Source organism: Tatumella ptyseos, assembly GCF_030552895.1.
Lineage (GTDB): Bacteria > Pseudomonadota > Gammaproteobacteria > Enterobacterales > Enterobacteriaceae > Rosenbergiella > Rosenbergiella ptyseos_A.
The window spans coordinates 2038286-2065145 of record NZ_CP130649.1; the positions used below are offsets into that span (position 1 = coordinate 2038286).

A 26860-nucleotide genomic window follows, 5' to 3' on the forward strand; every position below is an offset into this window, starting at 1 on the left:
CATCTGCTATTCATGTGTTTGTTCCGCTTTCTCCTGATGCCTAACATACCGCCTGATAATTTCCTCGTTTACCCCAACAGTATCGACAAAGTAGCCACGTGACCAAAAGTAATTACCCCATAGCTTCTTTCTTATAGGTGGGAAACGATTGTACAACCTGATTGCGCTACGGTCTTTCAAATGCCCCATCAGAGTTGATATCGATATTTTCGGTGGAATTATCACAATAAGATGTACATGATCTGGCTGAACGTTTAGCTCCAGAACCTCACAATCTTTTATCCCGCAAAGAATGTAGATTGTTCTGTAAAGCTCTTTGCCCAACTTATCCTTCAAGATCCTGAAACGGTACTTTGGCGTCCATACTATGTGGTATTTACAACGCCAGTAAACATGTGATGAACTTCTGTAAAGTCCCATATCGGTTTTCTCCTTTTTACTTGTGGTGAGTAAGCAGAAATATTCCAACATGGGCATTCTTCAGGCTATAGCCTTACAGGATCAATCACCACCTCCCTAGGAGGTGGTTTAGGGGTGACAATAAAAAAGGGCTCACATTGTGAGCCCTTTTTTTTAGCGGGTCATTCCGGCACTGTGCATTAATAGCCAGAGGATAATGGCTACCCCCCCCAACGCAGCAATACTACCTAGCCAGAGTAGCAACAGCCAACGTAGTTGTGCCAGTTTATCAGAGGGCTTAGAGCCCTCTGATGCTATGCCTTGACGCTTATCCGCCAACTCAGTGATATCCTTCATCTTCAGAAATTTTCCCACGGAAGACGTAGTAGCTCCAGAAGGTGTACATCAAAATTACTGGGATGATTAATAACCCACCAATCAACATAAAGCCTTGGCTTTGTGGAGGGGATGCCGCCTGCCAAATAGAGATAGAAGGTGGGATAATATTCGGCCATACGCTAATACCCAGACCGGTAAAACCGAGGAAAATTAAGCATAAGGTTAATAAGAATGGTGCATAATCAGCACGACGCTTAACAGCCTTCAAGATACCTAATCCACAGATGACTACCAGCACCGGTACGGGTAAGAACCAATAAAGGTTGGGTCGAGTAAACCAACGTTCGGAAATCGCATTGTGTGCCAGCGGCGTCCAAATACTAATAATGGCAATGACAATTAATAGCGCGATGGTCAGTGGCTTGGTTAACCGCGACATTTTGTCGTGCAGGTTATGTTGCGTTTTCATGATCAACCAGCTGCTGCCTAACAACGCGTAAGCCAGTACCAGTCCAACACCACAGAAGAGTGGGAACGGTGCTAACCATCCCATCACATCGCCGGTGAAGACACGTCCGGTAACTTGAATGCCGTTAAGAAGCGTGCCGACCGCGATCCCTTGCATAAAGGTGGCGAGGAAGGATCCAACGATAAAGGCTTTATCCCAGAAAGGTCTGTGATGCTCTGTCGCTTTGAATCGAAACTCGAAAGCTACCCCACGGAAAATTAGGCCAAATAGCATCAAAGTGATAGGGATGGATAACGCATCAGCAATCACGGCGTATGCTAGAGGGAATGCACCGTATAATGCTGCTCCGCCCAAGATTAGCCAGGTTTCGTTACCATCCCATACCGGGGCGACAGTATTGACCATCATGTCACGTTCAACAGGGTCTTTAATGAATGGGAAAATAAGACCAATACCTAGGTCAAAGCCATCCATCACGATATACATCAAAATGGCAAAAATAATGATGGTGAACCAAATAATTGACAGATCGATACCCATGTTATTTTTTCTCCTCTGGTTTCTTAGAGGCATCTACCGCAGATAATGGACGAGCTGGGGTGTGGTGTTGACCTGGACCACCATGGATCTCTTCTCTTCCCTCACCTTCCACTGGACCTTTTTTGATAAGACGGATCAGATACACATATCCAATTCCAAATACTGATGCGTAAACAACAATAAATGCAATTAAACTAAAGGTCATTTGTAGCGCACTGTGAGGTGAAACCGCATCACGCGTACGCAGAACACCGTAAACCACCCAGGGTTGACGACCAATTTCGGTGGTAAACCAACCGGCCAACATTGCGAGTAAACCAGATGGACCCATTAGCAAGGTAAACCATAAGAATGGACGTGAATCGTAGAGACGTTTTTTATAACGCATCCACAAGCTCGCAACGCCTAACAGTATCATCAACATGCCAAGCCCAGCCATTACACGGAAAGACCAGAAGACGATTGTTGAATTAGGACGATCTTCTTTAGGGAAGGTTTTCAGTGCAGGGACTTGCTTATCAAGGCTATGCGTCAGGATCAGACTTCCTAAATAAGGAATTTCCAGCGCATATTTGGTTTTTTCCTGTTTCATGTCTGGAATACCAAACAAAATTAGCGGCGTCGGCTCACCGGGAGGGTTTTCCCAGTGACCTTCAATCGCGGCAATTTTCGCAGGTTGATGCTCAAGCGTATTTAAACCGTGGGCATCGCCTAAGAACGCCTGAATAGGTGAAACAATCAGTGCCATCCATAACGACATTGATAGCATTTTCTTGACTGCAGGCGTTTTATTACCACGTAATAAGTGCCAAGCTGCTGAAGCCCCGACAAAGAACGCTGTTGCCAAGAAGGCTGCGGTGCTCATATGCAACAGACGGAAGGGGAATGAAGGGTTGAATACAATCTGCATCCAGCTCTCTGGTACCACCACACCATTTTGAATACTAAAGCCTTGCGGCGTCTGCATCCAGCTGTTTGAGGCGAGGATCCAAAAGGTAGAGAGAATGGTACCCAATGCAACCATACAGGTTGCGAAAAAGTGCAAGCCAGGGCCTACGCGATTCCAACCAAAAAGCATTACACCAAGGAAGCCAGCCTCTAAGAAGAATGCTGTTAACACCTCGTAGGTTAACATTGGACCGGTGATACTTCCCGCAAATTGGGAAAATCCACTCCAGTTAGTCCCAAACTCATAGGCCATCACTAGCCCAGAAACGACGCCCATACCGAAGTTAACCGCGAACGCTTTAATCCAAAAGTGATACAAATCGCGATAGGTTTCGTTTTTCGTTTTTAACCACAACCCTTCCAGCACGGCGAGAAAACTCGCTAGCCCGATCGTGATCGCCGGAAACAAAATATGGAAAGATACAGTAAATGCAAACTGTAATCTTGCCAGATGAAATGCATCAAGCCCGAACATTGCCACCTCTTACATTACAATTAAAAGACAATTAATGAAATTACTTAACAGTTAAGTAAATCATTTAACACATTGATTTTTATAGAACTATTTTACGCTTATCGTCTAATATGAACAGGATTAATCATAATAATTTAAGAGTTTTTAGGGACGTGACGGTCACCGATGAGTGAACAGTGAAGTAAAAGTAATTAAAGTGTAGCTGGAAAGAAGCAAAAGAGAAGTGAGGGAGGCTGTGGTGTTATCTTAGTGTGAATAATCTCAACAATCCACCCACTCAGGGCGGTCGATAGAGGTTAACTTTTTATTTTATAGTTACATTGGAACCACTGCGTTTTATAACCTGGTAAGTTTGCAGACTCTTCGGATAGAGGGTCTACTTTATCAAAACCTTGTTGCGCGCACCGTTGAGTAATAAAGCGGTTAAGCGCAGCGCGATCGAGCTTATGAGGTTCGTAACGGAATTGATAAGTGTGGGCAACATTATCATGGTCTATTGCGGTAAAGCCCCCCTTTTGTCCTGCTGCACAGCCGCTAACTAGTGCGCCAATACTACACAGTAGACCTATCCGTAAAGCTACCTTATACAATATAAATTCCTCAAATAGATGAAATCAATTTGCCGATAATCTACTGTTATACACAGTATTATCCTTAGCTGTGCTCTATTCGTAATCGGTATAATCTGAATACGGCCTACCCTACCACCATCTGACGAATCAGATTAGCTGCTTTAGGTTGAGGAAATTTGAGGATTGTCTGGTAAAGATCCATCGACATCACACATAACTTTTGATGATCAGTCGCAGTATCTTCTGGCTGGTTCAGTTGTTGTAATTGTTCTCCCCATTGCGGATACAATATTTTTACCACGTCACCCAGTGCTTTATGAGCTTCAGTAATATCGCGGGGTTTATCAGCCCCCTGACTATGCAAGAATAACTGTTCCAGAGCTTGCTGATCCGCTTGATTCATTTGCGGGCTCAGCAAAGTACCGATATTTACGCCACCCGAGACTTGCGGATAAAGAAAACGATAACAGCTCTCAGCTGAGATTTTATTCAATGCCTGCATCTCACTCACCGCAACCGCAATATAGTGAGTTACCGCACTGTCATCTGCCTTCACAATTCGTAGATTCACGAGTGCAGTCAGTTGCCCTCGGACCTCTCCCGTCGCTTGCTCTTGACTATGTCCTTTTGCTATGGATTGGGCAAAAGACTCACTAACCTCTTGCCATAACTGTGGCTCTTGCTGTTTAAGTAATCGATAGCCAGGTAATGCTGCAAAGCGAGCTAACGCCTGCTGCTGTGCAAGCTGACGCGAATCGGCTGAGGAGGGTTTATATCGATGACCGATAACCGCGAGCACGATGATGATGATGAGAAGAAGAGCGACTTTACGCACAATTTTTATCCCTTCAATCTTTCGCCCCCGCTTATCACTCACAGTGATAATTATTATAGAAAGGGCAGACAGTTGTTATAAGTACCCAACTGGATCAACCGCCCAGTTCTCAATGGCTGAAATATAGCTGATTTACTTAACTAATTAATCCCAAAATTGTTAATCTTTTCTACTGCTAGCTCGTAAAATCTCACCTACTCACTTTCATTCACTGCCTCATTTAGATCAATTAATACCGGACAGCTTGCGGTTTCAAGCACTGCGGCGCTAATGGAACCTTTAAACAGTCGATTGAAAGGTGAAAGATGTCGACGTCCCATGATGATCATTGAAGCGGAAAGTTTAGTCGCTTGCTCGACAATTACCGCAGCGGGTTCGCCCCGACAAAGTAATCCGCGAGCTGGGACCCCAGACCGTTGAAAAGGGACTAATGCAGCACGAACGGTACGCTCAGCACAGTTCAAAGGATCCTTAGGTTGGCTGTGTGTGGAGTCTTGTTGATCAACACCGCACTCAATATTCATCACTTCCCCCTCAATCCCCCCATCTGTCGGTATACAGCAAATAACGATTACGGAAGCCTGATGAAGCTGGGCTTCTCTCAACGTTAAGTGGCTAATCGACGTCGAAAGATTATTTTGGTGATCAATGGCCATAATGACGGTATTCATAAGTTTACCCCCTTATTGAAGAGTGTTTACTCTGCTGCGATAACAAATAATGTCTCAATTCATAATAGAAATAAACGTTGTTAAATCATTTATTGGATGTCAGGACAACGCAGCCAATGTTAATTCTCAGTAAGGAAATGTTTCTTTTAACGTTAAATCAACGTACATTATGCGGGATCAATATCGTGATACACATCACGTAGTACGCTCGAGGTAAGCTGTAAGCAAGGTATTCAGCGGAATAAAATGATAATAGAGGATATCTTATGAAGTATGCACTGATGGGAATTTCATTTTTTGTGGTGCTGTGGCTAGGAACTTTCGTTCTGTTACTAAAATAATAACAGGGCGTAAGCCCTGTTAAGTTATCAGTCTAAAGAACCGAACCGAGGGTTTGGCGTATATGGGCGCCTGCCCCAAGTAGACCTGGTTGTTCATGTGTGATCATATAAACGGGAATATCTTTTACATAGTCCCGAAAACGTCCTTTATCTTCAAAGGCTGCACGGAAGCCCGAGGCTTTAAAGAACTCAAGGAAACGTGGCACAATTCCCCCAGCGATATATACCCCACCAAAAGTGCCCAGAGTTAACGCTAAGTTCCCGCCGAAGCGCCCCATAATGACACAGAACAGAGCAAGCGCTCGACGACAGTCTATACAGCTATCTTCTAGCGCACGCTCACTCACTTCACGAGGTTTGAGATTTTCTGGCTCACGTTGGTCCGCTTTGACAATGCCGCGATAAAGGTTCACAAGGCCTGCGCCAGAGAGTACGCGTTCTGCAGAGACATGCCCCATCTCTTCACGTAATACCTCTAAAATTTGGTCTTCTTCTTCACTGTTAGGCGCGAAATCAACGTGCCCTCCCTCTCCTGGCAAAGGAACCCAGCGCTTGTCTACATGAACTAAGTGGCTCACACCGAGTCCGGTGCCGGCACCATAAATGGCAATAGGCTTATCGGCTACGGGCTCATCCCCACCAAATTTCAGTACATCGTTATCCCCTAACATTGGGATAGCCATTGACACTGCGGTAAAATCATTAATCACTTCAAAGTGCTCAAAGCGTAAATTTTCTTTCATTTCCTGGATGGAAAATGCCCACGGGTGATTGGTCATCGCAATCCAGTCACCTTTCACTGGGCAAGCAATAGCGATACAGGCATCAACAACATCAATGTGTTGTTGACCTAAATACTGCCGGATAACGGCTTCTAAGCTCGGATAATCTGATGTTGGAAAAGTGTCAATCTGCGATATTGAACCGTTAGCGACATCACAAAGTGCTAACCTTGCATTGGTACCACCTACATCGCCGACTAATGCATATTTAGTCATTATTTTTAATGCTCCACTCGGGATAATTTATCTTAAGTCGTTAAACAACCTAAGGTAAGTTTCAATGAGCCTCGTTCTACCAACGCCAGACTAGTGCATAGGAACGAACTCAATAAAGTGTTAAGAGGACAATTATTCTTATAATCCAATCAAGTCGCCGAATAATAATCCTAAATTAAGCGAAACAACAATCAGAATGATCCCCCACGCTGCTAACTTAATCCAGCGGGTATTAACCAGATCACCCATAATTTCAGTCCGGTTAGTAAACATCAACAATGGGATCAGAGCAAGTGCAATCCCAAAACTTAAGACCACCTGGCTCAATACTAAAATTTTCGTTGCATCCATCCCTGCTATGATGACCACAAAAGAAGGTAACATGGTGATAGAGCGACGTAACCATAAAGGAATACTAAAATGGACGAAACCTTGCATCACCACCTGTCCGGCTAAAGTCCCCACTACTGTTGAGGAAAGGCCAGCAACCACTAAGCTCAACCCAAATACAACGGTTGCGGCGTTACCCAGTAAAGGTTTCAGCGTCATATAGGCTTGATCGAGCTCGCTGATGCCAGTGTGACCATTAAAATGGAAGACGGCTGCGGCGGTCGCCATCATCGCTAAATTAACAAATCCTGCGATTGTCATCGCAATCGCGACATCCAATTTCGTTGAGGCATAGCGTTGTGCTTTATTCTTATCATCACCTTGTTGCGTTAACGCGGAATGAAGGTAAATAACATGTGGCATGATCGTCGCACCAAGCACCCCCGCGGCCAGATAAAGCGCATTCGTATCAGGTAATGTTGGCACTGCCATGCCCACAAGCAATCCTTTGGGATTAGGTTGGGAGAAAAACAGTTCAGCAATATAAGCACCGGCAACAAATAACAGCATTAACCCAATTAACCATTCTAAGGGTTTCGGGCCGCGGCTTTGTAACAGCAAAATGAGAAAGGTAACGACCCCAGTAATGACAGCCCCTTCAAGAAGGCTAATACCAAAAAGCAGTTTGAAGCCTAATGCTGCCCCAATAAATTCAGCCAGATCCGTCGCCATTGCAATGATTTCTGCCTGCACCCAATAGAACCACACCAAAGGTTTAGGGAAGCGATCACGAATATGCTCAGCGAGATTTTTACCCGTCGCAATGCCTAACTTCGCTGAGAGCAGTTGGATCAGCATAGCCATGATATTCGCCCACACTACTACCCAAAGTAGTTGATAGCCATAACTGGCCCCCGCTTGGATATTTGTGGCAAAGTTACCGGGATCGATATAGCCGATAGCCGCGATAAAAGCCGGGCCCAATAGCGATATTTTGGCTTTGCGTTGCGTCATAATAGGCATTGTCATTTTCTGGCGACGAGACATTAATGAATCCTGTTTAACATGATGTCCAACTCTAGGCGATCCCCTCGGTGAAAAGAAATCGGTATAAGTAATCACTCTGATAGCGAATACTATAAAGTATAGCAAAGGCTATACTTTATAGTAAGGTACCTGTTCATTTGCTCATCAGCAACAGTTTTATTACTTCAGAATTGCTAAGATCGATGACTTTTTACTTAATTTTCTTTTATCGATAACAAATCAACCACTCTTGAAAGAGTTTTCAAAAAAATATGAGATCCATTGCTTATAATGAGTAACTTTACTCGTTTTTACGTTAACACTACCCTAGAATAACGCCCTACGATCTATCCCTTTAGTTTTAAGGCACTATGCATGTCACAAGCACTCCATTTTGTACTCGCTCTGATAGTTATAGCCGTTCTAGCGCTGATTGTTAGTAAAGACCGTAAAAGTATCGCTTATCGTTATATTTTACAGCTTCTGGTAGTCGAACTTGTGCTGGCTTGGTTTTTTCTCAACTCGAACGTTGGCCTTGGTGTGGTTCAAGGTTTTTCCAACTTCTTCTCAATGCTTTTGAAATATGCAGCAGAAGGTACGAATTTTGTCTTTGGCGGCTTAAACGACAAAGGTATGGCGTTCTTTTTCCTTAACGTGCTATGTCCTATCGTCTTTATCTCTGCGCTTATAGGCATTTTGCAGCATTTTAAAATTCTCCCTATCATCATTCGTTTTATCGGAACAGTACTTTCGAAAATCAACGGGATGGGCAAACTCGAATCCTTCAACGCGGTAAGTTCACTCATTCTGGGTCAGTCTGAGAACTTTATCGCGTACAAAGATATTTTAGGCAAAATGTCAGAGCGTCGGATGTACACCATGGCGGCAACCGCAATGTCCACGGTATCGATGTCCATCGTGGGTGCCTACATGACGATGTTGCAGCCAAAGTACGTTGTTGCGGCCTTAATCCTGAATATGTTCAGCACCTTTATTGTACTGTCCATTATCAACCCGTACTCCGCTAAGCAAGAAGAAGACCTCTCATTAAAAAACACCCATGAAGGGCAAAGCTTCTTCGAGATGTTGGGCGAATATATTCTCGCGGGCTTTAAGGTAGCGATGATCGTCGCCGCAATGTTAATCGGTTTTATTGCGCTTATTGCTGCCGTAAATGCTCTATTCACTGCAATTTTTGGCATCAGCTTCCAAAATATCCTCGGATACCTCTTCTATCCTTTGGCGTGGGTCATTGGTGTTCCTAGCAATGAAGCCCTACGCGTCGGCAGCATTATGGCGACAAAATTGATGTCAAATGAGTTTGTTGCAATGATCGATTTACAGAAGATGGCTGGACAGTTATCGCCACGTTCAGAAGGTATACTGTCTGTTTTCTTGGTATCTTTCGCTAACTTCTCATCCATTGGCATCATCAGTGGCGCCATCAAAGGGTTAAATGAGAAACAAGGAAATGTCGTCTCTGGCTTTGGATTAAAACTAATTTATGGCTCGACGCTAGTCAGCTTACTTTCCGCGGCAATCGTCGGTTTGGTTCTCTAAACCATTCCCCATACAAGCGGCTGACACAGCCGCTTGTATGCACTCTCCCACTCAGATCAGATATGGGTATAGAGCAGTGCAAAAAGGTACTGACCTAAGGCGAAGATGGTATGGGCAACGAGCATCATCAGAATGGCATTAGCCCGATTCGGTATTTTTCTTCCGCAGAACCCAGCCCCCATCGCGGGCATAAAAAGCATTAAACCCGCGAGTGAACTCAAGACAATTCCGACTAATAAGATAGGTAGCAACGTCGGTGATTGAGTAAAGGGCGTTCCCCAGCCAAACACTAAAATTACCGCGTAGGCAATGCCCACTACGTAGTGAAACGTCCAGCCGCTGATGATTTCTATCAGCGAAGGTGGCAGACTATCCTGTTGAGTGGCAACCCATCTTCCCTTTAGAAGTCCAAGTAGCCAACGTCCAACGCTACCCCAATTGGTGGGTGTCATTCCCTTCAGTTTAAACAGTAACAGCCCCCATAAATCCAACAGCAAGGTCGATCCTATCCCTACAACCAGGCTAAAGCCTATTAGTGTACTCATTTGTCTTCGCTCGTGAGTTTTTCATGGCCTTAGCCTAGCACAGAAAGAGGGATCTCTGACTCGCCCTCCCCCGAAATCCTGCCGCGTGGTAAATAAACAATAAAAAAGCCCATCAATGATGGGCTCTTGTATTGCGGTAACTAAGATTAGCTTTTCGATGAGTGATCGCTAGGATGCTGTTCAGCGAGTTTTGCTCTCAATGCTTCAGTTTCATCTTTCCCTTCAGCAATGAAATCGGGATCGATCTCCTCAGCATTATCCTGATTCTCTTTTCCTGAGAGGAGATTCCAACAGGCAATAAACAGTGCCGCAATGAGTGGGCCAATTACAAAGCCATTAATCCCAAACAATTCCATTCCACCCAACGTTGATATCAACACTAAGTAGTCAGGCATTCTAGTCTCTTTCCCCACTAATAGCGGGCGCAGGAAGTTATCCACTAACCCTACCACTACGACAAAGAAGGCGATTAAGAATAGTCCTTTCCAAACCGGCCCTAACACAAGGAAATAGATCGCGACAGGTGCCCAGATTATTGCTGAACCAACGGCTGGGATAAGCGATAAGAATGCCATCAATGCACCCCATAATACACTTCCCTCTACGCCTAAAAACCAGAAAGCAATTCCCCCCAAAGCACCTTGAACAATAGCAACCACCACCGTTCCTTTAACAGTCGCCTTTGATACTGCGGCAAATTTAAGCAGTAAGTGATGTTTAGCATGTTGAGTTAAGGGAACGGCATCTAGCAGTAGACTGACTAAGTACGATCCATCTTTTAATGTGAAAAAGAGGAGGTAAAGCATAATGCCGAACCCAACCGTGAAACTAAAGGTCCCTTGGCCGATCATAAGTGCACTGTTGGCAAGTGTGTGGCTACCTTGCATGGCTAACGCTGATACTTTCTGTTGCAGAGTATTCACATTAGTCAATCCATAGCGCTCCAGGAAGTTCTGCACGAAGGTCGGCAGATGCTGGATGAGCTGTGTGATATCCCCAGCAAGATTGCCACGGTTTTGTGAGACGCTCTGATAAAGTTGGTTGCCTTCATACGCCAATGAAGTGGTGACAATGACTAATGGGATAAAAACAATTAAGCATATTACGAGTAGAGTAAGGAAAGCGGCAAGCGCATTACGATCGCCCAACCATGCTCTAATACGGGTTTTCAGCGGATAAAACAGTACCGCTAAGATAATTGCCCAAAAAATGGATGAATAGTAGGCTTTAAGGACAAAGCAAAATGCGATAGTCGTTAACAGCAGCAATAAAATGAAGAAACCTTCATTAATTCCCTTCAGCTTCATAGCGTAATCTCAATTAACAAATAAAATTCAGATATATGTCGTAAAGCCATCAATGGCTTACCGCGTAATTATTGCTTAATAAGTGATAAATTTCACTTAACTTGGGAAATAAAATTGTTTAAGGGATTAAAAGGAAAAGAAATTGATCAAGAATTGGTGGAGATAAGCGGGATCGAACCGCTGACCTCTTGCATGCCATGCAAGCGCTCTCCCAGCTGAGCTATACCCCCACATCTAGGAATTTCATTGTACAAACTCGAGGAGTTTGGTGGAGCTAAGCGGGATCGAACCGCTGACCTCTTGCATGCCATGCAAGCGCTCTCCCAGCTGAGCTATAGCCCCTTCAATGAAGGTGTCGGTGTTACTGACGCCGGAATAATAGGTAACTGGCAGATAACTGTCAATGCCATTTTCTCTCTACCTGCTCGATCGCTGAAAATTACAGCAATGTGCTATGAAAGCCATCACTCTACAATTTTATTGACCTTTTTTAAGTGGTTAGCACTGATAATTATAGAAAGTATGAGTAAACGCATAATCTGTATGATTAACGCTTTTATTTTATTCCGCTTCACGTTATTTTCGTCATTACGAGTTAACGTAAAACAATCAACTAGAAGGAACTGATTGTGAATAAGGAATGGATGACACCTGAAGAATTGGCACAGGAGACGGGTTACTCGCGTCAGACTATTAATAAATGGATTAAACGTGAAGGATGGTCGACCGTTGCGAAGCCCGGAGTACAGGGTGGTAAGGCGAGGTTAGTACATATAGACCAATCGGTAACCGAATTTTTGAAGTCTGTTCGCCATGCGGCAGAACCGCGAAGCCATTATACGGTTCGCAAAGAGCAACTTACCCAAATCTTACTGAGTTCAGTTCAACAAATGAGTGCTGATGAAAAAGCCCAGCTAACTTCTTTATTATTGCGAGAAGGGATCAGTGGTATTTTGACTCGTTTGGGTATCACCTCATAAAGCGTTCCGGCAGTCGACACTGCCGGAACGTCTCAAATTAAGCTTGGCTTTCGCGTTCGCTAATAAAGGCTAATGCTTGAGCAATTCTTTTAACGCTACGTTGTTGACCAATCGCTTCGACAGTAACGTCCAAAGCAGGCGATTGCCCTGCCCCAGTGACGGCAACGCGTAACGGCATACCCACCTTCCCCATCCCGACCTCTAGCTCGGCAGCAGTTTGCTCGATAGCGTTATGGATAGCTTCGGTCGTCCACTCTGTTAGTGCCGCCAGCTTTGTTGAAATTAATTCGAGCGGCTGGCGGGCAACTGGACGTAAATGTTTCTTCGCTGCATCTGCATCAAACTCGTTAAAGTCTTCATAAAAATAACGGCAGGTTTCCGCCATCTCTTTTAGCGTTTTACAGCGATCGCCCAACAGCACAACTAATTTTGCCAATTCAGGGCCAGTACGGGTATCGATCTGTTGTTGATCAATGTGCCACTGGAGCTGTGTCGCGACGTATTCTGGCGCCAGAGTGGTAATATAATGATGGTTCAACCACAGTAATTTTTCGGTATTGAACGCACTTGCCGATTTACTTACCGCATCAAGTTGGAAGAGCTGTACCATCTCATCTACAGAGAAAATCTCTTGATCGCCGTGCGCCCACCCCATTCTTACCAGGTAATTTAATAATGCTTCCGGCAAAAAGCCGTCATCACGATATTGCATCACCCCTACCGCGCCGTGACGCTTAGACAGTTTTTTACCATCATCACCTAAAATCATTGAGACGTGCGCATAAATAGGGACTTCAGCACCAATCGCTTTTAGGATATTAATTTGACGAGGAGTGTTATTAATATGGTCTTCGCCACGGATCACATGAGTGATCTCCATATCCCAATCGTCGACCACGACACAGAAGTTATAAGTTGGTGAACCATCAGTACGACGAATAATAAGATCGTCGAGCTCTTGGTTACTAAATTCTATCGGTCCGCGGATCTGATCATCAAAAATCACTGAGCCTTCTTGTGGGTTACGAAAACGCACGACATGCGGCTCATCTGCAGTATGTCCATGCTCCGTATCACGGCAGCAACCGTCATAACGTGGTTTTTCACCTGCTTCCATTTGCTGCTCACGCAGCGCTTCTAACCGCTCGCGTGAACAATAACAACGATAGGCAGTATCCGCTTCAAGCATCTGGTCAATCACTTCATTATAGCGATCGAAACGTTTGGTCTGGTAATAAGGGCCTTCATCCCAATTCAGGCTCAGCCAGTTCATGCCATCCATAATCGCTTCAATCGCTTCCGGTGTGGAACGCTCTAAGTCGGTATCTTCGATACGCAGGACAAAGTCACCTTGGTTGTGACGGGCATAAAGCCAAGAATATAGGGCGGTGCGAGCGCCACCAACATGAAGGTAGCCTGTTGGGCTTGGTGCAAAACGTGTTCTGATTTTCATTTATGGTTTGCCTTAACGAACAGTGGGGGTGAACACCCGATAAAACCTTGTGGAATCCTATTTGCTTCGCACAGTGTAACAGTTAGCGCTTTTTCCTCAATAATAAGACAAGACTAATTCTCGCGAGGTTGCGCAAATTATGAGGCTATTTTCAGCAAATTGCTCAAATGGCCGACATACTGGTGAAATTTACACCGAACGAAAAATTAAGTGATAAAAAGCGTTGACTCAAAATCAACTATCCCTATAATGCGACTCCACACAGCGGGGGTGATTAGCTCAGTTGGTAGAGCATCTCCCTTACAAGGAGGGGGTCGGCGGTTCGAATCCGTCATCACCCACCACTTATTACTAAGTGGGCTCGCAGTGTAAGGTTATGAATTTGGGTGATTAGCTCAGTTGGTAGAGCATCTCCCTTACAAGGAGGGGGTCGGCGGTTCGAATCCGTCATCACCCACCAAATTCAGCCAAAAGGTATTTTTATACCGAAGTGGGTGATTAGCTCAGTTGGTAGAGCATCTCCCTTACAAGGAGGGGGTCGGCGGTTCGAATCCGTCATCACCCACCACTTCGGGTCGTTAGCTCAGTTGGTAGAGCAGTTGACTTTTAATCAATTGGTCGCAGGTTCGAATCCTGCACGACCCACCAAATTCAGTAAAAAAGCACCCTCTGGGTGCTTTTTTCGTTTCCAGCCTTCAATAGTAAATCGTGCTGGATGAGAACCTGCAGCAGGGTCGAGTCGAACGCAGTGAGACAACGTTGCTAGGCAACGACCCGAAGGGCGAGCGCAGCGAGTCATCCTGCACGACCCACCAAATTCAGTAAAAAAGCACCCTCTGGGTGCTTTTTTCTTTTCCAGCCTCCCATAGTAAATCGTGCTGGATGAGAACCTGCAGCAGGTCGAGTCGAACGCAGTGAGACAACGTTGCCCTAGGCAACGACCCGAAGGGCGAGCGCAGCGAGTCATCCTGCACGACCCACCAAATTTAGTAAAAAAGCACCCTTCTGGGTGCTTTTTTCGTTTCCAGCCTCCCATAGTAAATCGTGCTGGATGAGAACCTGCAGCAGGTCGAGTCGAACGCAGTGAGACAACGTTGCTAAGCAACGACCCGAAGGGCGAGCGCAGCGAGTCATCCTGCACGACCTACCAAATTCTGTAGAAACTACCCGCTACTTTTCAATTCCTAACGTACACTAATTTGCCGCTTTTCAGCCAACTGCTGCGCTTGCTCGGTAATCAGTTGCCATATCACTTCTGCAGCGGGAGATAATGATCGATTTTTCCGACGGATCAATGTCAGTAATCGTCCCCTCTCCGGGATAATTTTTCTGACTGTTAGCTGGGTCTCACGCGGTAGAGGGAGTGCGAGTGCCGGCAGAATACTAATCCCAATCCCTGCATCGACCATCGTAAACAGCGTGCTGGGGTGTCCCACTTGCTGGACAACTTCAGGGTGACCACCTTGCTGCTGGAAAATGGCATCAATCAGTACTCGGCTCCCCGAAGCGTAATCTTGTAACACGCATTGGCGCAAGGCGATATCTGTCCAAGAGACTCGAGGCTGCTCCGCGAGTGGGTCATCGTCTCGACATAATAAAAGGAAAGGATCTTGCAGGATAGGTTGTGTCTCAAACTCTCGCGTGTTTTGAAGTTCAATTACAATACCAAAATCAACTTCCTCCTGTAGCACCGCCTGTATCACTGATTGCTGCACACTGTCTTGTAGCAGTAATCGTATCTCTGGGTAGCGCTGTTGGCAGGCAGCTAAACATTTTGGCATTAACTGTGCTGAAATTGTCTGGCTCGCCGCTACCCTGACGGTACCGGTGCGCTGTTCGCCATGACTATGTAAATCCTTGATTAAACTATCCATATCGTCAATCAATAAGGTCATGCGTGAGGCAAGTTGTTTGCCCGCTGAGGTCAAAACCACTTCTCGTGTGGTGCGATCAATCAAACGTAATGCGAGTGTCTGCTCCAATTCTTTAACGGCATGGCTGACTGCCGACTGACTCAAGCCAATCAACTCCCCTGCTCGACTAAAACTCTGTTGCTCTGCCACCGCAACAAAGATACGCAGTTGCCGTAAACTATAATTCATCTATTTTCTTCATATATTCATGTAATAAATCAATTATATTTCTAACCTGATTTCAAGCACAATCCAATCATTACTTATTGCATGGACACAATTATGGGATTTCTACGACTCGATCCGATGATGGTTAAACTTATCATCACTGTTTTACTGGCCACTTTTCTTCCCGCTCGTGGCGGGTTTGTTCCCGTTGTTGAAGGCCTTACCACCGCGGCCATTGCACTACTCTTCTTTATGCACGGTGCAAAACTCTCTCGCGAAAAAATTATCGCAGGGAGTAGTCATTGGCGCTTACATTTATGGATTATGTGCAGCACCTTTGTCGTTTTCCCCATTTTAGGTTGTTTACTCGTTTGGTGGCATCCAGTAAATGTCAGTAACGATATCTATACTGGCTTTATCTATCTCTGTATCCTCCCTGCTACCGTTCAGTCAGCGATTGCCTTCACCTCTTTAGCCGGGGGGAATGTTGCTGCAGCGATTTGTAGCGCTTCTGCCTCTAGCTTACTCGGGGTCTTTGTCTCTCCGTTGTTAGTCAATTTAGTGATGAATGTACACAGTGCCATGCCAGGTAATGGTTTCGAACAAATTGGGAAGATCATGCTTCAGTTGCTTTTACCCTTCGTACTCGGCCATATTGCGCGTCGTTGGATTGGCGGATGGGTGGAGCGTCACCGCAGTCTAATCGGTAAAACGGATCAAACTTCGATATTACTCGTGGTATATACCGCCTTCAGCGAAGCAGTGGTCAATGGGATTTGGCACAAAGTTGATGCCACCACTCTTGGCTGGATTGTGGTGGGCTGTATTCTTTTACTCGCCATCGCACTATTAATTAACCTAATCGTTGCGCGTCTGTTTGGCTTTAGCCGTCCTGATGAAATCACTATCTTATTCTGCGGGTCGAAAAAGAGCCTGGCAAATGGCGTCCCAATGGCCAACATCCTTTTCCCCGCGAGTATTGTAGGGATAATTGTTTTACCCCTGATGATTTTTCACCAAATCCAACTAATGACCTGTTCATGGATTGCACAGCGCTACAAAAAAGCCGGTGAGCAATCATCTGTCGAATCATAAGCTTTTTTATTTCACCCAAGAGAATCACCTTGGGTGAAGACTTTATCGCTATTCTTAACGCCAACTCGCCATATTTTATCTACACTCATAACGTGTAAACGTTGAAGATTTCGCCTTCGGGTAATTTTAGGATGGAAGATACCATGACAGATAACACGCGAGATGACCGCGGACAGGATGCAACCGACCACGATCACGATGCATCCTCACAAGAAAAAGATAATAACGACGCGCCACCGCGACAACGTCCAGGTAAAAAACCCCTAATTATTTTAGCCATTGTCGTTATCATCATTCTCTGTATCGCATTAGTTTTCTGGTTGATGAACCGAGGAATAGAGTCTACTGATGACGCCTTTACCGACGGTAACGCGGCCACTATTGCTCCGAAAACGAGTGGATACGTCGTTAATCTTAATGTAAAAGATAACCAATTTGTACATCAGGGCGATTTACTCGTCGTGATAGATCCCCGTGATGCCACTGTCCAACGTGAACAAGCCCAAGCCCAACTTGGGAGTGCACAAGCACAGCTGCAACAGGCGCAAGCACAATATCAATTAGCAAAAGTCCAATATCCTGCTCAATTACACCAAGCGCTAGCGGACCAAGCCAAAGCAAAAGCAAATTTAGCGAATGCAGAGTCAGTCTACCAACGCCAGCATGGGGTAGATCCGCGGGCGACAACACAAAGCAATATAGATAGTGCTACTTCGCAATATCGTGCTGCACAAGCTGATTATCAACAGGCGCAAGCTCAAGTCGAAATAGCCTCTCAAGTACCACTACAACTGCATCAACAAGAAACGGCTATTGCTGCTCGTCAACAGCAGGTTGCTCAAGCTGAAGCGCAACTGGCGACCGCCAAGCTTAATCTCTCCTACACTGAAGTTCGCGCGCCCTACGATGGCTATGTTACTAAGCGTAATGTTCAAGTCGGTAGTTTGGTTCAAGCAGGAACGTCTCTTTTTTCATTAGTTTCACCACAAATTTGGGTAACAGCCAATTTTAAAGAATCGCAGCTGGAACATATGCATCCAGGCAATAAAGTGACGGTAAGCGTCGATGCATGGCCTGACTTAAAATTAGAAGGGCACGTTGACAGTATTCAAATGGGTTCAGGTTCACATTTCTCTGCGTTTCCAGCTGAGAATGCCACCGGTAACTTTGTGAAAATTGTGCAACGCGTTCCCGTAAAAATTATCATCGATAAGGGGCTCGACCCTCAGCACCCTCTACCTTTAGGCCTATCGGTAGAGCCTGAGGTTCATGTCGATGAGTGAAGCTCAACGCTGGCAACCGAGCTGCAATCCTTGGCTGGTTGCCCTCACTGTTACCTTGGCGGTATTTATGGAGGTACTTGACTCCACTATCGTCAACGTTGCTTTGCCCCATGTCGCGGGCTCTCTCTCGTCAAGCTATGATGAGGCGACTTGGGTGCTAACGTCCTATTTGGTTGCGAATGGTATAGTCCTCCCTATCTCTGCCTTCTTAAGCCGTCTTTTTGGACGTAAAAATTATTTCTTAATCTGTGTCGTAATGTTCACCCTTTGCTCGTTTCTCTGTGGTATCGCGACAGAGCTTTGGCAACTGATACTGTTTCGCATTCTACAAGGCTTTTTCGGCGGTGGTTTGCAACCCGTTCAACAGTCGGTATTACTCGATTATTTTAGTAAACAAGACCGTGGCAAAGCTTTCGGACTCTCTTCGATTGCTATCATTGTCGCGCCGGTAATCGGACCTACCTTAGGGGGGTGGATCACCGATAACTTCAGTTGGCGTTGGATTTTCTTTATCAATATTCCCGTCGGAATTATGGCGGCCATCGCCATCTACCAACTGCTTGAAGATCCCCCATGGGAACGTAAGGCAAAAAAAGGCCAGTTACGGATCGATTATATTGGGATCAGCCTTATTACTCTGGGATTAGGCTGTTTGCAGGTCTTTTTAGACCGGGGCGAAGATGCCGACTGGTTTAACTCCTCCTTTATCATCACCTTTGCAGTACTCGCCGCGGTTGGCTTAGTAGGCGCTATCTATTGGCTTATGTACGCTCGCCGACCTGTCGTCGATATCTTAGTGATGCGCGACCGAAACTTCTGGGTGGCCGGACTATTGATGGCCGCTATGGCTTTTATCTTATATGGTAGCTCAGTAGTTATTCCCCAATTAGCTCAGCAGGACTTGGGCTATACCGCAACACTGGCTGGTTTGGTGCTGACACCAGGTGCTTTCTTTATTATTTTAACCATTCCATTAGTTTTGAAATTAATGCCAATCGTGCAAACCCGTTTTATCATTATGTTCGGCTTTATTTGCTTAATGGGATCGTTCCTGTACTCAAGTTTCCAAATGACCCCTACCCTCGATTTCACCTCATTGGTCATTATGCGTAGTGTACAGTCGATTGGCTTAGGATTCTTATTCGTTCCCTTGACCACTATCGCCTTCATTACTATTCCGCAGCAATTAAATGCAGATGCGTCAGCGCTATTTACCATGTTCCGAAATGTGGCGGGCTCAATTGGTATTTCTCTCTCCACCGCAGCGATCACTGAGCGACAACAAGCACGTTCAGCCTATCTCTCCGATCATACTAGTGCATTCGATGAACCCTTCTCACAAATGGTTCAAAAGATGAGCGCAGCAATAGAGAATTTTACCACTTTGATTGGTAACAGCACTGAACTGGCAACGGCACAACTTTATAAACAGATGATTAACCAGGCTCGTATCCTAGCCTATGTCGATGTCTTTACTGGGCTGTGTATCATCGCCCTGATCATGATCCCCTTCTGTCTTTTACTCGCCCCCGTGAAGAGTGAAGGCAGCGCAGGAGGCCATTAAATGAAAGGAAAACTCATGAAATCCCAGCGATTAATGTTGCCGATGCTGATAATAGCCCTCAGCGGCTGTGCGGTTGGCCCTGATTATCATGCCCCTGAAAATCACTTAACTGGCACTTGGCATGCGAGTGAAAAAGATCAAGCCTCTCACCCATTAATGACCAATACCCAAGTGAACTGGTGGGAGAATTTTAAGGATCCGCAGCTTAATAGCTTGATCCAACGGGCAACAGAGGGAAACTTAAGCTTACAGCAAAGCGTATTGCGTATCTCAGGCGCTCGTGAGCAAGTCACCAGTGCGCAAGGGGGATTATTCCCCACCTTAAATGGTCAAGCGTCATATTCTCGACAACAATTGGGGTTAAAGGGAGAACTGCAATCCCAAGGGATCTACGATGCGATTCCAAGTGACATTGCCAATCAAGCGACGGGGAGTGTCAATTTTTACCAAGGTGGATTTGATGCCAGCTGGGAGCTTGATCTATGGGGAAAAACACGACGCCAAATAGAGATGGCGCGTGCTAGCGAGCAGCAACAGATTGAACAACATAATGATGCCTTGGTCTCTCTCGAAGCAGAAGTCACACGTACCTATTTCCAACTGCGTGCAGCACAGGCTACCGAAGCCTCACTTAACCAACAAATCGCTATCGCCCAACAGAGCCTAGCATTGACACAAAGTCAGATGCAGAATGGTCTAGCACCGAGTAGTGACGTGGAAAGTGCGACCGCTCAATTAACCGCTTTGCAGGCACAGCTACCGCAATATCAATCACAAATCGCCCAAGCCAAAAATGCGCTAGCGGTGCTGATTGGTCAGCCACCCGGATCCTTAGATAACGAACTGACGGCATCTAAACCCTTACCGGAATTACCCCAGTTAGTCGCTGTCGGCGTACCTTCACAACTTACCCGTCGTCGCCCGGATATTCGCGCCGCCGAAGCGAATCTACATGCACAAACCGCAAATATTGGTGTATCAGTGGCGCAACTCTTCCCAAGTATCTCCTTAACAGGACAATTGGGGGTACGTAACAGTGATATCAGCTATATGGATAATTGGAGTAGCCATTTTTATAGTATTGGACCAGGGATTAATCTACCTATCTTTGAGGGTGGCCGACTTGTTTCCAATGTGAAATTAGCGCGTGCACAACAAGCCGCCGCCGCGCTCAATTACCGGCAAACGGTCTTAACGGCTCTACAAGAAGTAGAGAATGCGCTAGTCAGTTACCGTACTGGGCAACAACAAGATACTGCACTAACACAGTCCCGTGCCGCCTTACAGCGCGCTTATCAACTCGCTTCCGAAAACTATAAGAAAGGCTTTATTACTTACATTACCGTACTGGATGCACAGCGTCAGTTGGCGCAAACCGAACAACGCGCTATCCAAGCACAAGCACAAACGGCGGTAGATTTAGTCGCACTCTATAAAGCACTCGGCGGTGGCTGGGAACAACAATCTGCGGTGGCCTTACCTCATTATTCCGTTTTCGGTGAGGTAGATAAATCCGGAGTCTCTTACCCCTAAAACAGCAGTCGCCCCTACTCGGGGCGACTGGGCTATACTTTGAGTGGCATGACTAAATGCTCAAGCCCTTCGATCCTTATTGCTAAAGCGAGTTGCAGTAGTTGACCAAGGTGCCCTTCAGGAAAGGCCTCTTTACGAGCGAACCACAACAGATACTCCTCAGGCAAGTCAATGAGTCGCCTGCCCTGGTATTTTCCGAAGGGCATTCGCCAATTCGCGAGTTCTATTAATTGCTCTTTATCAGGCATTACAACGCCAACATCGCAATAAGTTGTTGTTCATCAATCACCTCAATTTCTAAGGCCTGCGCTTTCTCGAGTTTAGAGCCTGCCGCTTCGCCAGCAATCAACAAATCCGTCTTTTTCGAGACACTCCCTGTTACCTTGGCACCGCGTTGTAATAACTGCTCCTTTGCCTCGTCACGGGTCATCTGGTGCAAGGTCCCGGTAAGCACTACCGTTTTACCATTGAAGGGCGACTCCGTTGCCTGCGCGACCACTGCAGCGGGCCAATGAATCTGTGCCTCATCGACCAGTTGGCGAATCACTTCACGATTACTTTCTTCATCCATAAAATGACGAATATGGGTTGCCACGACCGTGCCGACATCCTCTACTGCGATAAGATCATCCATTGAGGCAGCCATCAGCGCCTCTAAGGTGACAAAGTGAGTCGCTAACGCGAGCGCCGTTGCCTCGCCCACCTCGCGAATACCTAATGCATAGATAAAGCGTGCTAGGGTGGTTTGACGAGATTTCTCCAGTGCCTGGATAATATTTTGTGCCGATTTAGGTCCCATTCTTTCCAAACCGGTCAACTTACCTGCGGTTAAGCGAAAGAGGTCCGCTGGCGTCGCAACGTATTCTTTATCAACCAGCTGCTCGATAAGTTTATCGCCGAGTCCATCGACATCCAGCGCTTTACGCGAAACAAAATGTTTTAAGGCCTCTTTACGCTGAGCGCCACAAATCAGTCCACCCGTACAGCGTAACACTGCCTCGCCTTCCACTCGCTCGGTATCCGATCCACAGACTGGGCAGTGACTTGGAAAGGTGACTTCCCGAGCATCGCTAGGCCGCTCTGCGATGATCACACTGACGATTTGCGGAATCACATCTCCAGCCCGTCTTACCACCACATGATCGCCGATTTTCAATCCTAGACGTTCCACCTCGTCGGCGTTGTGTAAGGTGGCATTACTGACCCATACTCCCGCGACTTGTACCGGCTCTAAACGCGCGACAGGAGTAATTGCTCCTGTACGTCCGACTTGAAACTCGACGTCACGAACTTGAGTCATTTGTTCTTGCGCTGGAAATTTAAATGCTGTCGCCCAGCGTGGTGCACGGGCGACAAAGCCCAACTGCTGTTGCTGAGCTAAGGCATTAACTTTAATCACCACCCCATCAATATCGAAACCAAGTTGTTCACGTTGCTCAATTACTCGATGGTAAAATGCCAACACTTGATCGGCAGATTGGCAGATGGTGACATGCGGCTCCATGGGCAATCCCCACTCTCGTAGCTGAACTAACCGCTCATAATGACTTTGAGCAAGTGTCCCCCCTTCATGGACGCCGATACCGTAGCAATAGAAACTCAGCGGGCGCTGCTCAGTGATACTAGAATCGAGCTGGCGTAATGAGCCTGCAGCGGCATTACGCGGATTAGCAAAGACTTTGCCGCCCTTTTGCCGTGCTTTTTCATTCAGCGATTCAAACCCTTTCTGCCGCATAAAAACTTCCCCTCTCACTTCCAAACGACGAGGAATATTATCCCCCGTCAGCGAGAGCGGGATAGACTTGATAGTTCGAATATTTTGAGTGATGTTTTCACCTGTCGCACCATCCCCACGGGTTGCGGCACGGGTCAGGATCCCCTCTTCGTATAGTAGGCTAACCGCCAGCCCATCCAGTTTTAATTCGCAGCAATAATCGATATCACTGGTACCCGACAACCGCTCATTTACGCGGCGGATAAAAGCCAAAAAACTGGTTTCATCAAACACGTTATCCAGAGAAAGCATAGGGACTTCATGTTGGACCGATTCGAAAGCACTTAAAGGGCGTGCGCCCACCCGTTGGGTCGGCGAATCGCTCGTCACTAATTCAGGATACTCGGACTCGATCTGGCGTAGCTGCTGCATTAACCGGTCATATTCCGCATCGGGCACTTCCGGAGCGTCTAAGACATGATATTGATATTCGTGATGACGAAGTTCCCGACGTAAGCGGTCTACCTGTTGTTGGAGGCTAGCCATAATGCACCATGATAAAAAACCCCCGACAGGCGGGGGTTGATAGTCTGACAGAAGCGATAAGTTATGAGTGGCTGATCACTTCACGAATTCGAGCTTTATAGACTTCCACTTTCTGCGGAGTCAACATATGACGCTCATCATCCATAACAACGCCACCAACATCATCGGCAATACGTTGTGCAGATTGAAGCATCAATTTGAAATTCTGTAGCGCATCGCCATAACAAGGGACCATCATAAAGATAGAAACACTTGGGGTGGTGAAGTCAGACATTGTATCGGGATCAAAAGAGCCCGGCTTGACGCTATTCGCTAAACTAAAGAGCACAGGGCCGCTTCCGGTCGGGCTAAGGTGGCGATGGAAGATATTCATCTCACCAAATTGAAAACCGGCTTGCAAAATAGCCTGAAGCAACGGCTCACCATTTAATTCGCTACCCGCGTGTGCCGCAACATGGAACACCAGCACGGTTTCAGTTAAAGGTTTTTCAGTAGAAGTTGGCTTGCTCTTCTCAGGTTCGGCTACAGGCTGAGCGGAAGCTGCCGGTACTGGCTCCGTCGGCTTAGGTGCAGTATTTTCCTCAGGCTGTGGTGCCACTTGACTGGCCGGAGCCACCTGCTGAGGAACTGGTGTAGATTCAGCTACCGCTTCAACATGAGTCGATGCAGGCGGTGTTGAGGGTTTTTGCTCGATGTCTTCAGGTCCCAGTAACGGATCGCCTTGCAGAGAGATCCCATCACGTAAAGAGTGACTCTTCACTGGGGTCGGTTGTTGGGGTTCAGAAGGTTTTTCAGCGACATTGGCACTTGGTTGAGGTTGAGCCGGTGCAGTGTCACGAGGGATGGAAGGTCGTGGAGTCTGAACAGGCGTTTTTTCCTGAGCAGGGTCCGTGACTTCATCTTCGTCGAAACTTTCATTACGACGTTGCATGACGTGCTTATGAGGACGATCACGGAAAACGCTAGACCTTTCTTTACGATTAGTCCATAAACCGTGCGCCAATAACGCGATAATCGCGATAGCACCAACAACTATTAAGATCAGACGCAAATCCTGCATCACTATATTCTCTGTTGTTCAAACACTTTGCCTAAAAAAGGCACCTATATACCACTAAATGTATTGGTCAGCGCGAATAAGTGCAAGCATACACTGCCAATTATCTTGAATAATATCACTAATCTGGTGCGATTGATTAATTTTACAGCACCAATACCTACGCCGATACAAAAAAAACGTTACTATGAGAAGGTAATTATAATGATGAGTAATAGGATATGACACAACGTCAACAGCCTCTCCCCTCTTCGGGTTTTACCTATGTCAAAATAGGGTGCCATCTCGTTTGCTTACCCGGCATACGCAGTTATGTCATCGTTCCACTGTTGATTAACATTCTGTTACTTGGCGGTGCCTTTTATTGGTTATTTACTAAGCTTCATCAATGGATTCCCCAGCTGATGAGCTATGTTCCCCATTGGCTAGCGTGGTTGAACTTCATACTTTGGCCACTCGCTGTGATGTCCATTGTGCTGATCTTCGGCTATTTCTTTTCCACCCTCGCTAATTGGATTGCCGCCCCCTTCTTTGGATTATTGGCAGAACAACTCGAACAGCGCTTAACGGGCCATTCCCCTGATAATATAAGTTGGTGGTCTCTTGTTGCCGACCTCCCTAGAATCATGAAACGAGAATGGTTAAAGCTCTGTTATTACTTACCTCGTGCGGTGGGCTTACTCCTTATCCATTTTATTCCAGGAATAGGTCAACTGTTGGCCCCCCTGCTATGGTTTGTTTTTGGCGCTTGGATGATGGCCATTCAGTATGGCGATTATCCTTTTGATAACCACAAAGTCCCTTTCGAGACTATGCGGCGAAATCTTGCCCGTGATCGCAAAATTAATCTAGAATTTGGTGGGTTGATTAGCATATTGACTATGGTGCCTATCATTAATTTGGTCGTTATGCCTATTGCCGTCTGCGGTGCTACTGCACTGTGGGTTGACCGCTATCGTCAAACATTAACCAATGATAAGAACCCTTAGTTATTGCACTCTGACATATCGATATATCATTTCGTCACTTCACGGCGACCGTATAAAGCGTATTCTCACTAGGTTCCCCAAAATTCAAAGAGTTAAGGAAAGGATATGAGTAAGATTTACGAAGATAACTCGTTAACAATTGGCCACACGCCTTTAGTCAGGTTAAATCGCCTCGGTAATGGGCGTATTCTTGCTAAGGTTGAGTCACGTAATCCAAGCTTTAGCGTGAAATGCCGAATCGGCGCAAATATGATTTGGGATGCCGAAGAAAAAGGGTTATTAAAAGCGGGCGTCGAACTGGTCGAACCGACTAGCGGTAATACAGGTATTGCCCTTGCCTATGTGGCAGCTGCCCGCGGCTATAAATTGACGCTGACCATGCCTGATACCATGTCAGTGGAACGTCGTAAACTACTCAAAGCCTTAGGTGCAAACTTAGTCTTAACTGAAGGCGCAAAAGGAATGAAAGGCGCTATTGGTAAAGCCGAAGAAATTGTCGCCAGTAACCCTGCAAAGTATTTGATGCTGCAGCAATTCAGTAACCCTGCTAACCCAGCTATCCATGAAAAAACCACAGGCCCAGAAATCTGGGAAGATACTGACGGCGAAGTGGATGTGCTCATTGCGGGTGTAGGCACAGGCGGAACCCTAACCGGCACCGCTCGCTACTTAAAACAGACGCAAGGTAAGACCAGTTTGTATGCGGTAGCGGTTGAACCGACAGATTCTCCGGTGATTTCACAAACCCTTGCAGGCGAAGAAGTCGTACCAGGTCCCCATAAAATACAAGGGATCGGTGCTGGCTTTGTGCCTGATAATTTGGATCTAAGTTTGGTTGATCGCGTTATGACCATCACTAATGATGAATCCATTACGACTGCCCGTAATTTAATGGAGTCTGAAGGGATTTTAGCGGGTATCTCATCAGGCGCTGCGGTCGCGGCAGCACTAAAACTACAACAAGAGCCAGAGTTCGCCGATAAAAATATCGTTGTAATCCTTCCTTCTTCTGGCGAGCGTTACCTATCAACAGCCTTATTTGCCGACTTGTTCACAGAAAAAGAGAACAGTTAATAAACTTTCTTCTTGCTTTTAAAAAAGCTGTTTATAAAAAGCACCTACGGGTGCTTTTTTTGTGCAGTAGATCTCATTTTTGCTTGGTTCATATTTGCTTTACTCCCCCCGATTCTGGTATCAACGATGAGATTTA

The 26860-nt window shown here is 46.1% G+C and carries 25 protein-coding genes, 6 tRNA genes and 3 other RNA genes; 16 read left to right on the top strand and 18 right to left on the bottom strand.

The window, feature by feature from the left end:
- Positions 1–6: 6 nt before the first annotated feature.
- The 7 genes from tnpA to QJR74_RS09690 form a co-directional block, all read right to left on the bottom strand.
- A complete protein-coding gene (gene tnpA / locus QJR74_RS09660; RefSeq protein WP_304374015.1) occupies positions 7–420 on the bottom strand; it encodes an IS200/IS605 family transposase in 414 nt (137 codons plus the stop codon).
- A 153-nt stretch (positions 421–573) separates the two neighbouring features.
- Entirely contained in the window at positions 574–756 is a 183-nt protein-coding gene (locus QJR74_RS09665) for a DUF2474 family protein (protein WP_304371661.1), read from the bottom strand.
- Complete coding sequence (gene cydB, locus QJR74_RS09670; RefSeq protein ID WP_304371663.1) at positions 740–1747, bottom strand: cytochrome d ubiquinol oxidase subunit II; 1008 nt, start codon at positions 1745–1747, stop codon at positions 740–742. Before cydB ends, QJR74_RS09665 begins: the two co-directional genes overlap by 17 nt.
- Position 1748: 1 nt before the next feature.
- Positions 1749–3170, bottom strand: coding sequence for a cytochrome ubiquinol oxidase subunit I (locus QJR74_RS09675; RefSeq protein ID WP_304371665.1), 1422 nt, complete (start codon positions 3168–3170; stop codon positions 1749–1751).
- Positions 3171–3466: 296 nt separating this feature from the next.
- Positions 3467–3760, bottom strand: coding sequence for a hypothetical protein (locus tag QJR74_RS09680; protein ID WP_304371667.1), 294 nt, complete (start codon positions 3758–3760; stop codon positions 3467–3469).
- Between the two features lie 106 nt (positions 3761–3866).
- A complete protein-coding gene (locus QJR74_RS09685; protein WP_304371669.1) occupies positions 3867–4577 on the bottom strand; it encodes a hypothetical protein in 711 nt (236 codons plus the stop codon).
- 194 nt (positions 4578–4771) lie between these two features.
- On the bottom strand, positions 4772–5248 hold the full coding sequence (locus QJR74_RS09690) for a universal stress protein (RefSeq protein WP_304371671.1): 477 nt from the start codon (positions 5246–5248) through the stop codon (positions 4772–4774).
- Between the two features lie 266 nt (positions 5249–5514).
- Between QJR74_RS09690 and ypdK the strand changes: the two genes are divergently transcribed.
- Positions 5515–5589 carry a membrane protein YpdK gene (gene ypdK, locus QJR74_RS09695; RefSeq protein WP_143056412.1) on the top strand — a complete coding sequence of 25 codons (75 nt, stop codon included), beginning with the start codon at positions 5515–5517 and terminating at the stop codon, positions 5587–5589.
- Positions 5590–5621: 32 nt separating this feature from the next.
- Here the strand turns inward: ypdK and glk are convergent, their stop codons facing one another.
- Together glk and QJR74_RS09705 are read right to left on the bottom strand one after the other, a co-directional pair.
- The gene (gene glk, locus QJR74_RS09700) at positions 5622–6587 is read right to left on the bottom strand and encodes a glucokinase (RefSeq protein ID WP_304371673.1); all 966 of its coding nucleotides are present in this window, start codon (positions 6585–6587) and stop codon (positions 5622–5624) included.
- 138 nt (positions 6588–6725) lie between these two features.
- The gene (locus tag QJR74_RS09705; RefSeq protein ID WP_304371675.1) at positions 6726–7964 is read right to left on the bottom strand and encodes an Nramp family divalent metal transporter; all 1239 of its coding nucleotides are present in this window, start codon (positions 7962–7964) and stop codon (positions 6726–6728) included.
- Between the two features lie 354 nt (positions 7965–8318).
- On the opposite strand from QJR74_RS09705, the gene QJR74_RS09710 reads away from it, so the two are divergent.
- A complete protein-coding gene (locus QJR74_RS09710) occupies positions 8319–9503 on the top strand; it encodes a NupC/NupG family nucleoside CNT transporter (RefSeq protein ID WP_304371677.1) in 1185 nt (394 codons plus the stop codon).
- 56 nt (positions 9504–9559) lie between these two features.
- On the opposite strand, the gene QJR74_RS09715 is transcribed toward QJR74_RS09710, so the two are convergent.
- The 4 genes from QJR74_RS09715 to QJR74_RS09730 form a co-directional block, all read right to left on the bottom strand.
- Positions 9560–10048 (bottom strand): DUF2938 family protein, encoded by a 489-nt coding sequence (locus tag QJR74_RS09715; RefSeq protein WP_304371679.1) that lies wholly within the window; start codon positions 10046–10048, stop codon positions 9560–9562.
- Positions 10049–10194: 146 nt separating this feature from the next.
- Entirely contained in the window at positions 10195–11355 is a 1161-nt protein-coding gene (locus QJR74_RS09720; RefSeq protein WP_304371680.1) for an AI-2E family transporter, read from the bottom strand.
- A gap of 154 nt (positions 11356–11509) precedes the next feature.
- Positions 11510–11585, bottom strand: a tRNA-Ala gene (locus QJR74_RS09725).
- 36 nt (positions 11586–11621) lie between these two features.
- Positions 11622–11697, bottom strand: a tRNA-Ala gene (locus tag QJR74_RS09730).
- 287 nt (positions 11698–11984) lie between these two features.
- Between QJR74_RS09730 and QJR74_RS09735 the strand changes: the two genes are divergently transcribed.
- The gene (locus QJR74_RS09735) at positions 11985–12335 is read left to right on the top strand and encodes a YfeC-like transcriptional regulator (protein WP_304371681.1); all 351 of its coding nucleotides are present in this window, start codon (positions 11985–11987) and stop codon (positions 12333–12335) included.
- Between the two features lie 37 nt (positions 12336–12372).
- Here the strand turns inward: QJR74_RS09735 and gltX are convergent, their stop codons facing one another.
- Positions 12373–13788: a glutamate--tRNA ligase gene (gene gltX / locus QJR74_RS09740; protein ID WP_304371682.1), complete on the bottom strand. Its 1416-nt coding sequence runs from the start codon at positions 13786–13788 to the stop codon at positions 12373–12375.
- A gap of 268 nt (positions 13789–14056) precedes the next feature.
- Between gltX and QJR74_RS09745 the strand changes: the two genes are divergently transcribed.
- The 7 genes from QJR74_RS09745 to QJR74_RS09775 all read left to right on the top strand — a co-directional run bounded on the left by QJR74_RS09745 (position 14057) and on the right by QJR74_RS09775 (position 14938).
- A tRNA-Val gene (locus QJR74_RS09745) sits at positions 14057–14132 on the top strand.
- Between the two features lie 40 nt (positions 14133–14172).
- Positions 14173–14248: transfer RNA gene (locus tag QJR74_RS09750), tRNA-Val, on the top strand.
- Between the two features lie 32 nt (positions 14249–14280).
- Positions 14281–14356: transfer RNA gene (locus QJR74_RS09755), tRNA-Val, on the top strand.
- A 4-nt stretch (positions 14357–14360) separates the two neighbouring features.
- Positions 14361–14436: transfer RNA gene (locus tag QJR74_RS09760), tRNA-Lys, on the top strand.
- Positions 14437–14482: 46 nt separating this feature from the next.
- Positions 14483–14603: non-coding RNA, RtT sRNA (locus tag QJR74_RS09765), on the top strand.
- 46 nt (positions 14604–14649) lie between these two features.
- A non-coding RNA gene (locus QJR74_RS09770) (RtT sRNA) lies at positions 14650–14771 on the top strand.
- A gap of 47 nt (positions 14772–14818) precedes the next feature.
- Positions 14819–14938: non-coding RNA, RtT sRNA (locus QJR74_RS09775), on the top strand.
- 34 nt (positions 14939–14972) lie between these two features.
- Here QJR74_RS09775 and QJR74_RS09780 read toward each other — a convergent pair.
- A complete protein-coding gene (locus QJR74_RS09780) occupies positions 14973–15890 on the bottom strand; it encodes a LysR family transcriptional regulator (protein WP_304371683.1) in 918 nt (305 codons plus the stop codon).
- Between the two features lie 93 nt (positions 15891–15983).
- On the opposite strand from QJR74_RS09780, the gene QJR74_RS09785 reads away from it, so the two are divergent.
- From QJR74_RS09785 to QJR74_RS09800, 4 genes are all read left to right on the top strand, one after another.
- Complete coding sequence (locus QJR74_RS09785) at positions 15984–16964, top strand: bile acid:sodium symporter family protein (RefSeq protein ID WP_304371684.1); 981 nt, start codon at positions 15984–15986, stop codon at positions 16962–16964.
- Positions 16965–17107: 143 nt separating this feature from the next.
- The gene (locus QJR74_RS09790) at positions 17108–18247 is read left to right on the top strand and encodes an HlyD family secretion protein (protein ID WP_304371685.1); all 1140 of its coding nucleotides are present in this window, start codon (positions 17108–17110) and stop codon (positions 18245–18247) included.
- Positions 18240–19811, top strand: coding sequence for a DHA2 family efflux MFS transporter permease subunit (locus QJR74_RS09795; protein ID WP_304371686.1), 1572 nt, complete (start codon positions 18240–18242; stop codon positions 19809–19811). Before QJR74_RS09790 ends, QJR74_RS09795 begins: the two co-directional genes overlap by 8 nt.
- A complete protein-coding gene (locus QJR74_RS09800) occupies positions 19812–21344 on the top strand; it encodes an efflux transporter outer membrane subunit (RefSeq protein WP_304371687.1) in 1533 nt (510 codons plus the stop codon).
- Positions 21345–21376: 32 nt separating this feature from the next.
- Here QJR74_RS09800 and QJR74_RS09805 read toward each other — a convergent pair whose 3' ends face one another.
- The 3 genes from QJR74_RS09805 to zipA all read right to left on the bottom strand — a co-directional run bounded on the left by QJR74_RS09805 (position 21377) and on the right by zipA (position 24667).
- The gene (locus QJR74_RS09805; protein ID WP_304371688.1) at positions 21377–21592 is read right to left on the bottom strand and encodes a DUF3820 family protein; all 216 of its coding nucleotides are present in this window, start codon (positions 21590–21592) and stop codon (positions 21377–21379) included.
- Positions 21592–23604: an NAD-dependent DNA ligase LigA gene (gene ligA / locus QJR74_RS09810; protein WP_304371689.1), complete on the bottom strand. Its 2013-nt coding sequence runs from the start codon at positions 23602–23604 to the stop codon at positions 21592–21594. The genes QJR74_RS09805 and ligA overlap by 1 nt, the downstream gene beginning before the upstream one ends.
- Before the next feature lie 61 nt (positions 23605–23665).
- The gene (gene zipA / locus QJR74_RS09815) at positions 23666–24667 is read right to left on the bottom strand and encodes a cell division protein ZipA (protein WP_304371690.1); all 1002 of its coding nucleotides are present in this window, start codon (positions 24665–24667) and stop codon (positions 23666–23668) included.
- A gap of 215 nt (positions 24668–24882) precedes the next feature.
- Between zipA and cysZ the strand changes: the two genes are divergently transcribed.
- Entirely contained in the window at positions 24883–25650 is a 768-nt protein-coding gene (gene cysZ / locus QJR74_RS09820; protein WP_441007606.1) for a sulfate transporter CysZ, read from the top strand.
- Between the two features lie 105 nt (positions 25651–25755).
- Positions 25756–26724: a cysteine synthase A gene (cysK, locus tag QJR74_RS09825; protein ID WP_304371691.1), complete on the top strand. Its 969-nt coding sequence runs from the start codon at positions 25756–25758 to the stop codon at positions 26722–26724.
- Positions 26725–26860 lie beyond the last annotated feature (136 nt).

Bases quoted from the DNA above. Each gene is read 5' to 3' on its own strand.
- tnpA (WP_304374015.1), bottom strand. From the start codon at position 420: ATGGGACTTTACAGAAGTTCATCACATGTTTACTGGCGTTGTAAATAC.
- QJR74_RS09665 (WP_304371661.1), bottom strand. From the start codon at position 756: ATGAAGGATATCACTGAGTTGGCGGATAAGCGTCAAGGCATAGCATCA.
- cydB (WP_304371663.1), bottom strand. From the start codon at position 1,747: ATGGGTATCGATCTGTCAATTATTTGGTTCACCATCATTATTTTTGCC.
- QJR74_RS09675 (WP_304371665.1), bottom strand. From the start codon at position 3,170: ATGTTCGGGCTTGATGCATTTCATCTGGCAAGATTACAGTTTGCATTT.
- QJR74_RS09690 (WP_304371671.1), bottom strand. From the start codon at position 5,248: ATGAATACCGTCATTATGGCCATTGATCACCAAAATAATCTTTCGACG.
- glk (WP_304371673.1), bottom strand. From the start codon at position 6,587: ATGACTAAATATGCATTAGTCGGCGATGTAGGTGGTACCAATGCAAGG.
- QJR74_RS09705 (WP_304371675.1), bottom strand. From the start codon at position 7,964: ATGTCTCGTCGCCAGAAAATGACAATGCCTATTATGACGCAACGCAAA.
- QJR74_RS09710 (WP_304371677.1), top strand. From the start codon at position 8,319: ATGTCACAAGCACTCCATTTTGTACTCGCTCTGATAGTTATAGCCGTT.
- QJR74_RS09715 (WP_304371679.1), bottom strand. From the start codon at position 10,048: ATGAGTACACTAATAGGCTTTAGCCTGGTTGTAGGGATAGGATCGACC.
- QJR74_RS09720 (WP_304371680.1), bottom strand. From the start codon at position 11,355: ATGAAGCTGAAGGGAATTAATGAAGGTTTCTTCATTTTATTGCTGCTG.
- gltX (WP_304371682.1), bottom strand. From the start codon at position 13,788: ATGAAAATCAGAACACGTTTTGCACCAAGCCCAACAGGCTACCTTCAT.
- QJR74_RS09780 (WP_304371683.1), bottom strand. From the start codon at position 15,890: ATGAATTATAGTTTACGGCAACTGCGTATCTTTGTTGCGGTGGCAGAG.
- QJR74_RS09785 (WP_304371684.1), top strand. From the start codon at position 15,984: ATGGGATTTCTACGACTCGATCCGATGATGGTTAAACTTATCATCACT.
- QJR74_RS09790 (WP_304371685.1), top strand. From the start codon at position 17,108: ATGACAGATAACACGCGAGATGACCGCGGACAGGATGCAACCGACCAC.
- QJR74_RS09795 (WP_304371686.1), top strand. From the start codon at position 18,240: ATGAGTGAAGCTCAACGCTGGCAACCGAGCTGCAATCCTTGGCTGGTT.
- QJR74_RS09800 (WP_304371687.1), top strand. From the start codon at position 19,812: ATGAAAGGAAAACTCATGAAATCCCAGCGATTAATGTTGCCGATGCTG.
- QJR74_RS09805 (WP_304371688.1), bottom strand. From the start codon at position 21,592: ATGCCTGATAAAGAGCAATTAATAGAACTCGCGAATTGGCGAATGCCC.
- ligA (WP_304371689.1), bottom strand. From the start codon at position 23,604: ATGGCTAGCCTCCAACAACAGGTAGACCGCTTACGTCGGGAACTTCGT.
- cysZ (WP_441007606.1), top strand. From the start codon at position 24,883: ATGACACAACGTCAACAGCCTCTCCCCTCTTCGGGTTTTACCTATGTC.
- cysK (WP_304371691.1), top strand. From the start codon at position 25,756: ATGAGTAAGATTTACGAAGATAACTCGTTAACAATTGGCCACACGCCT.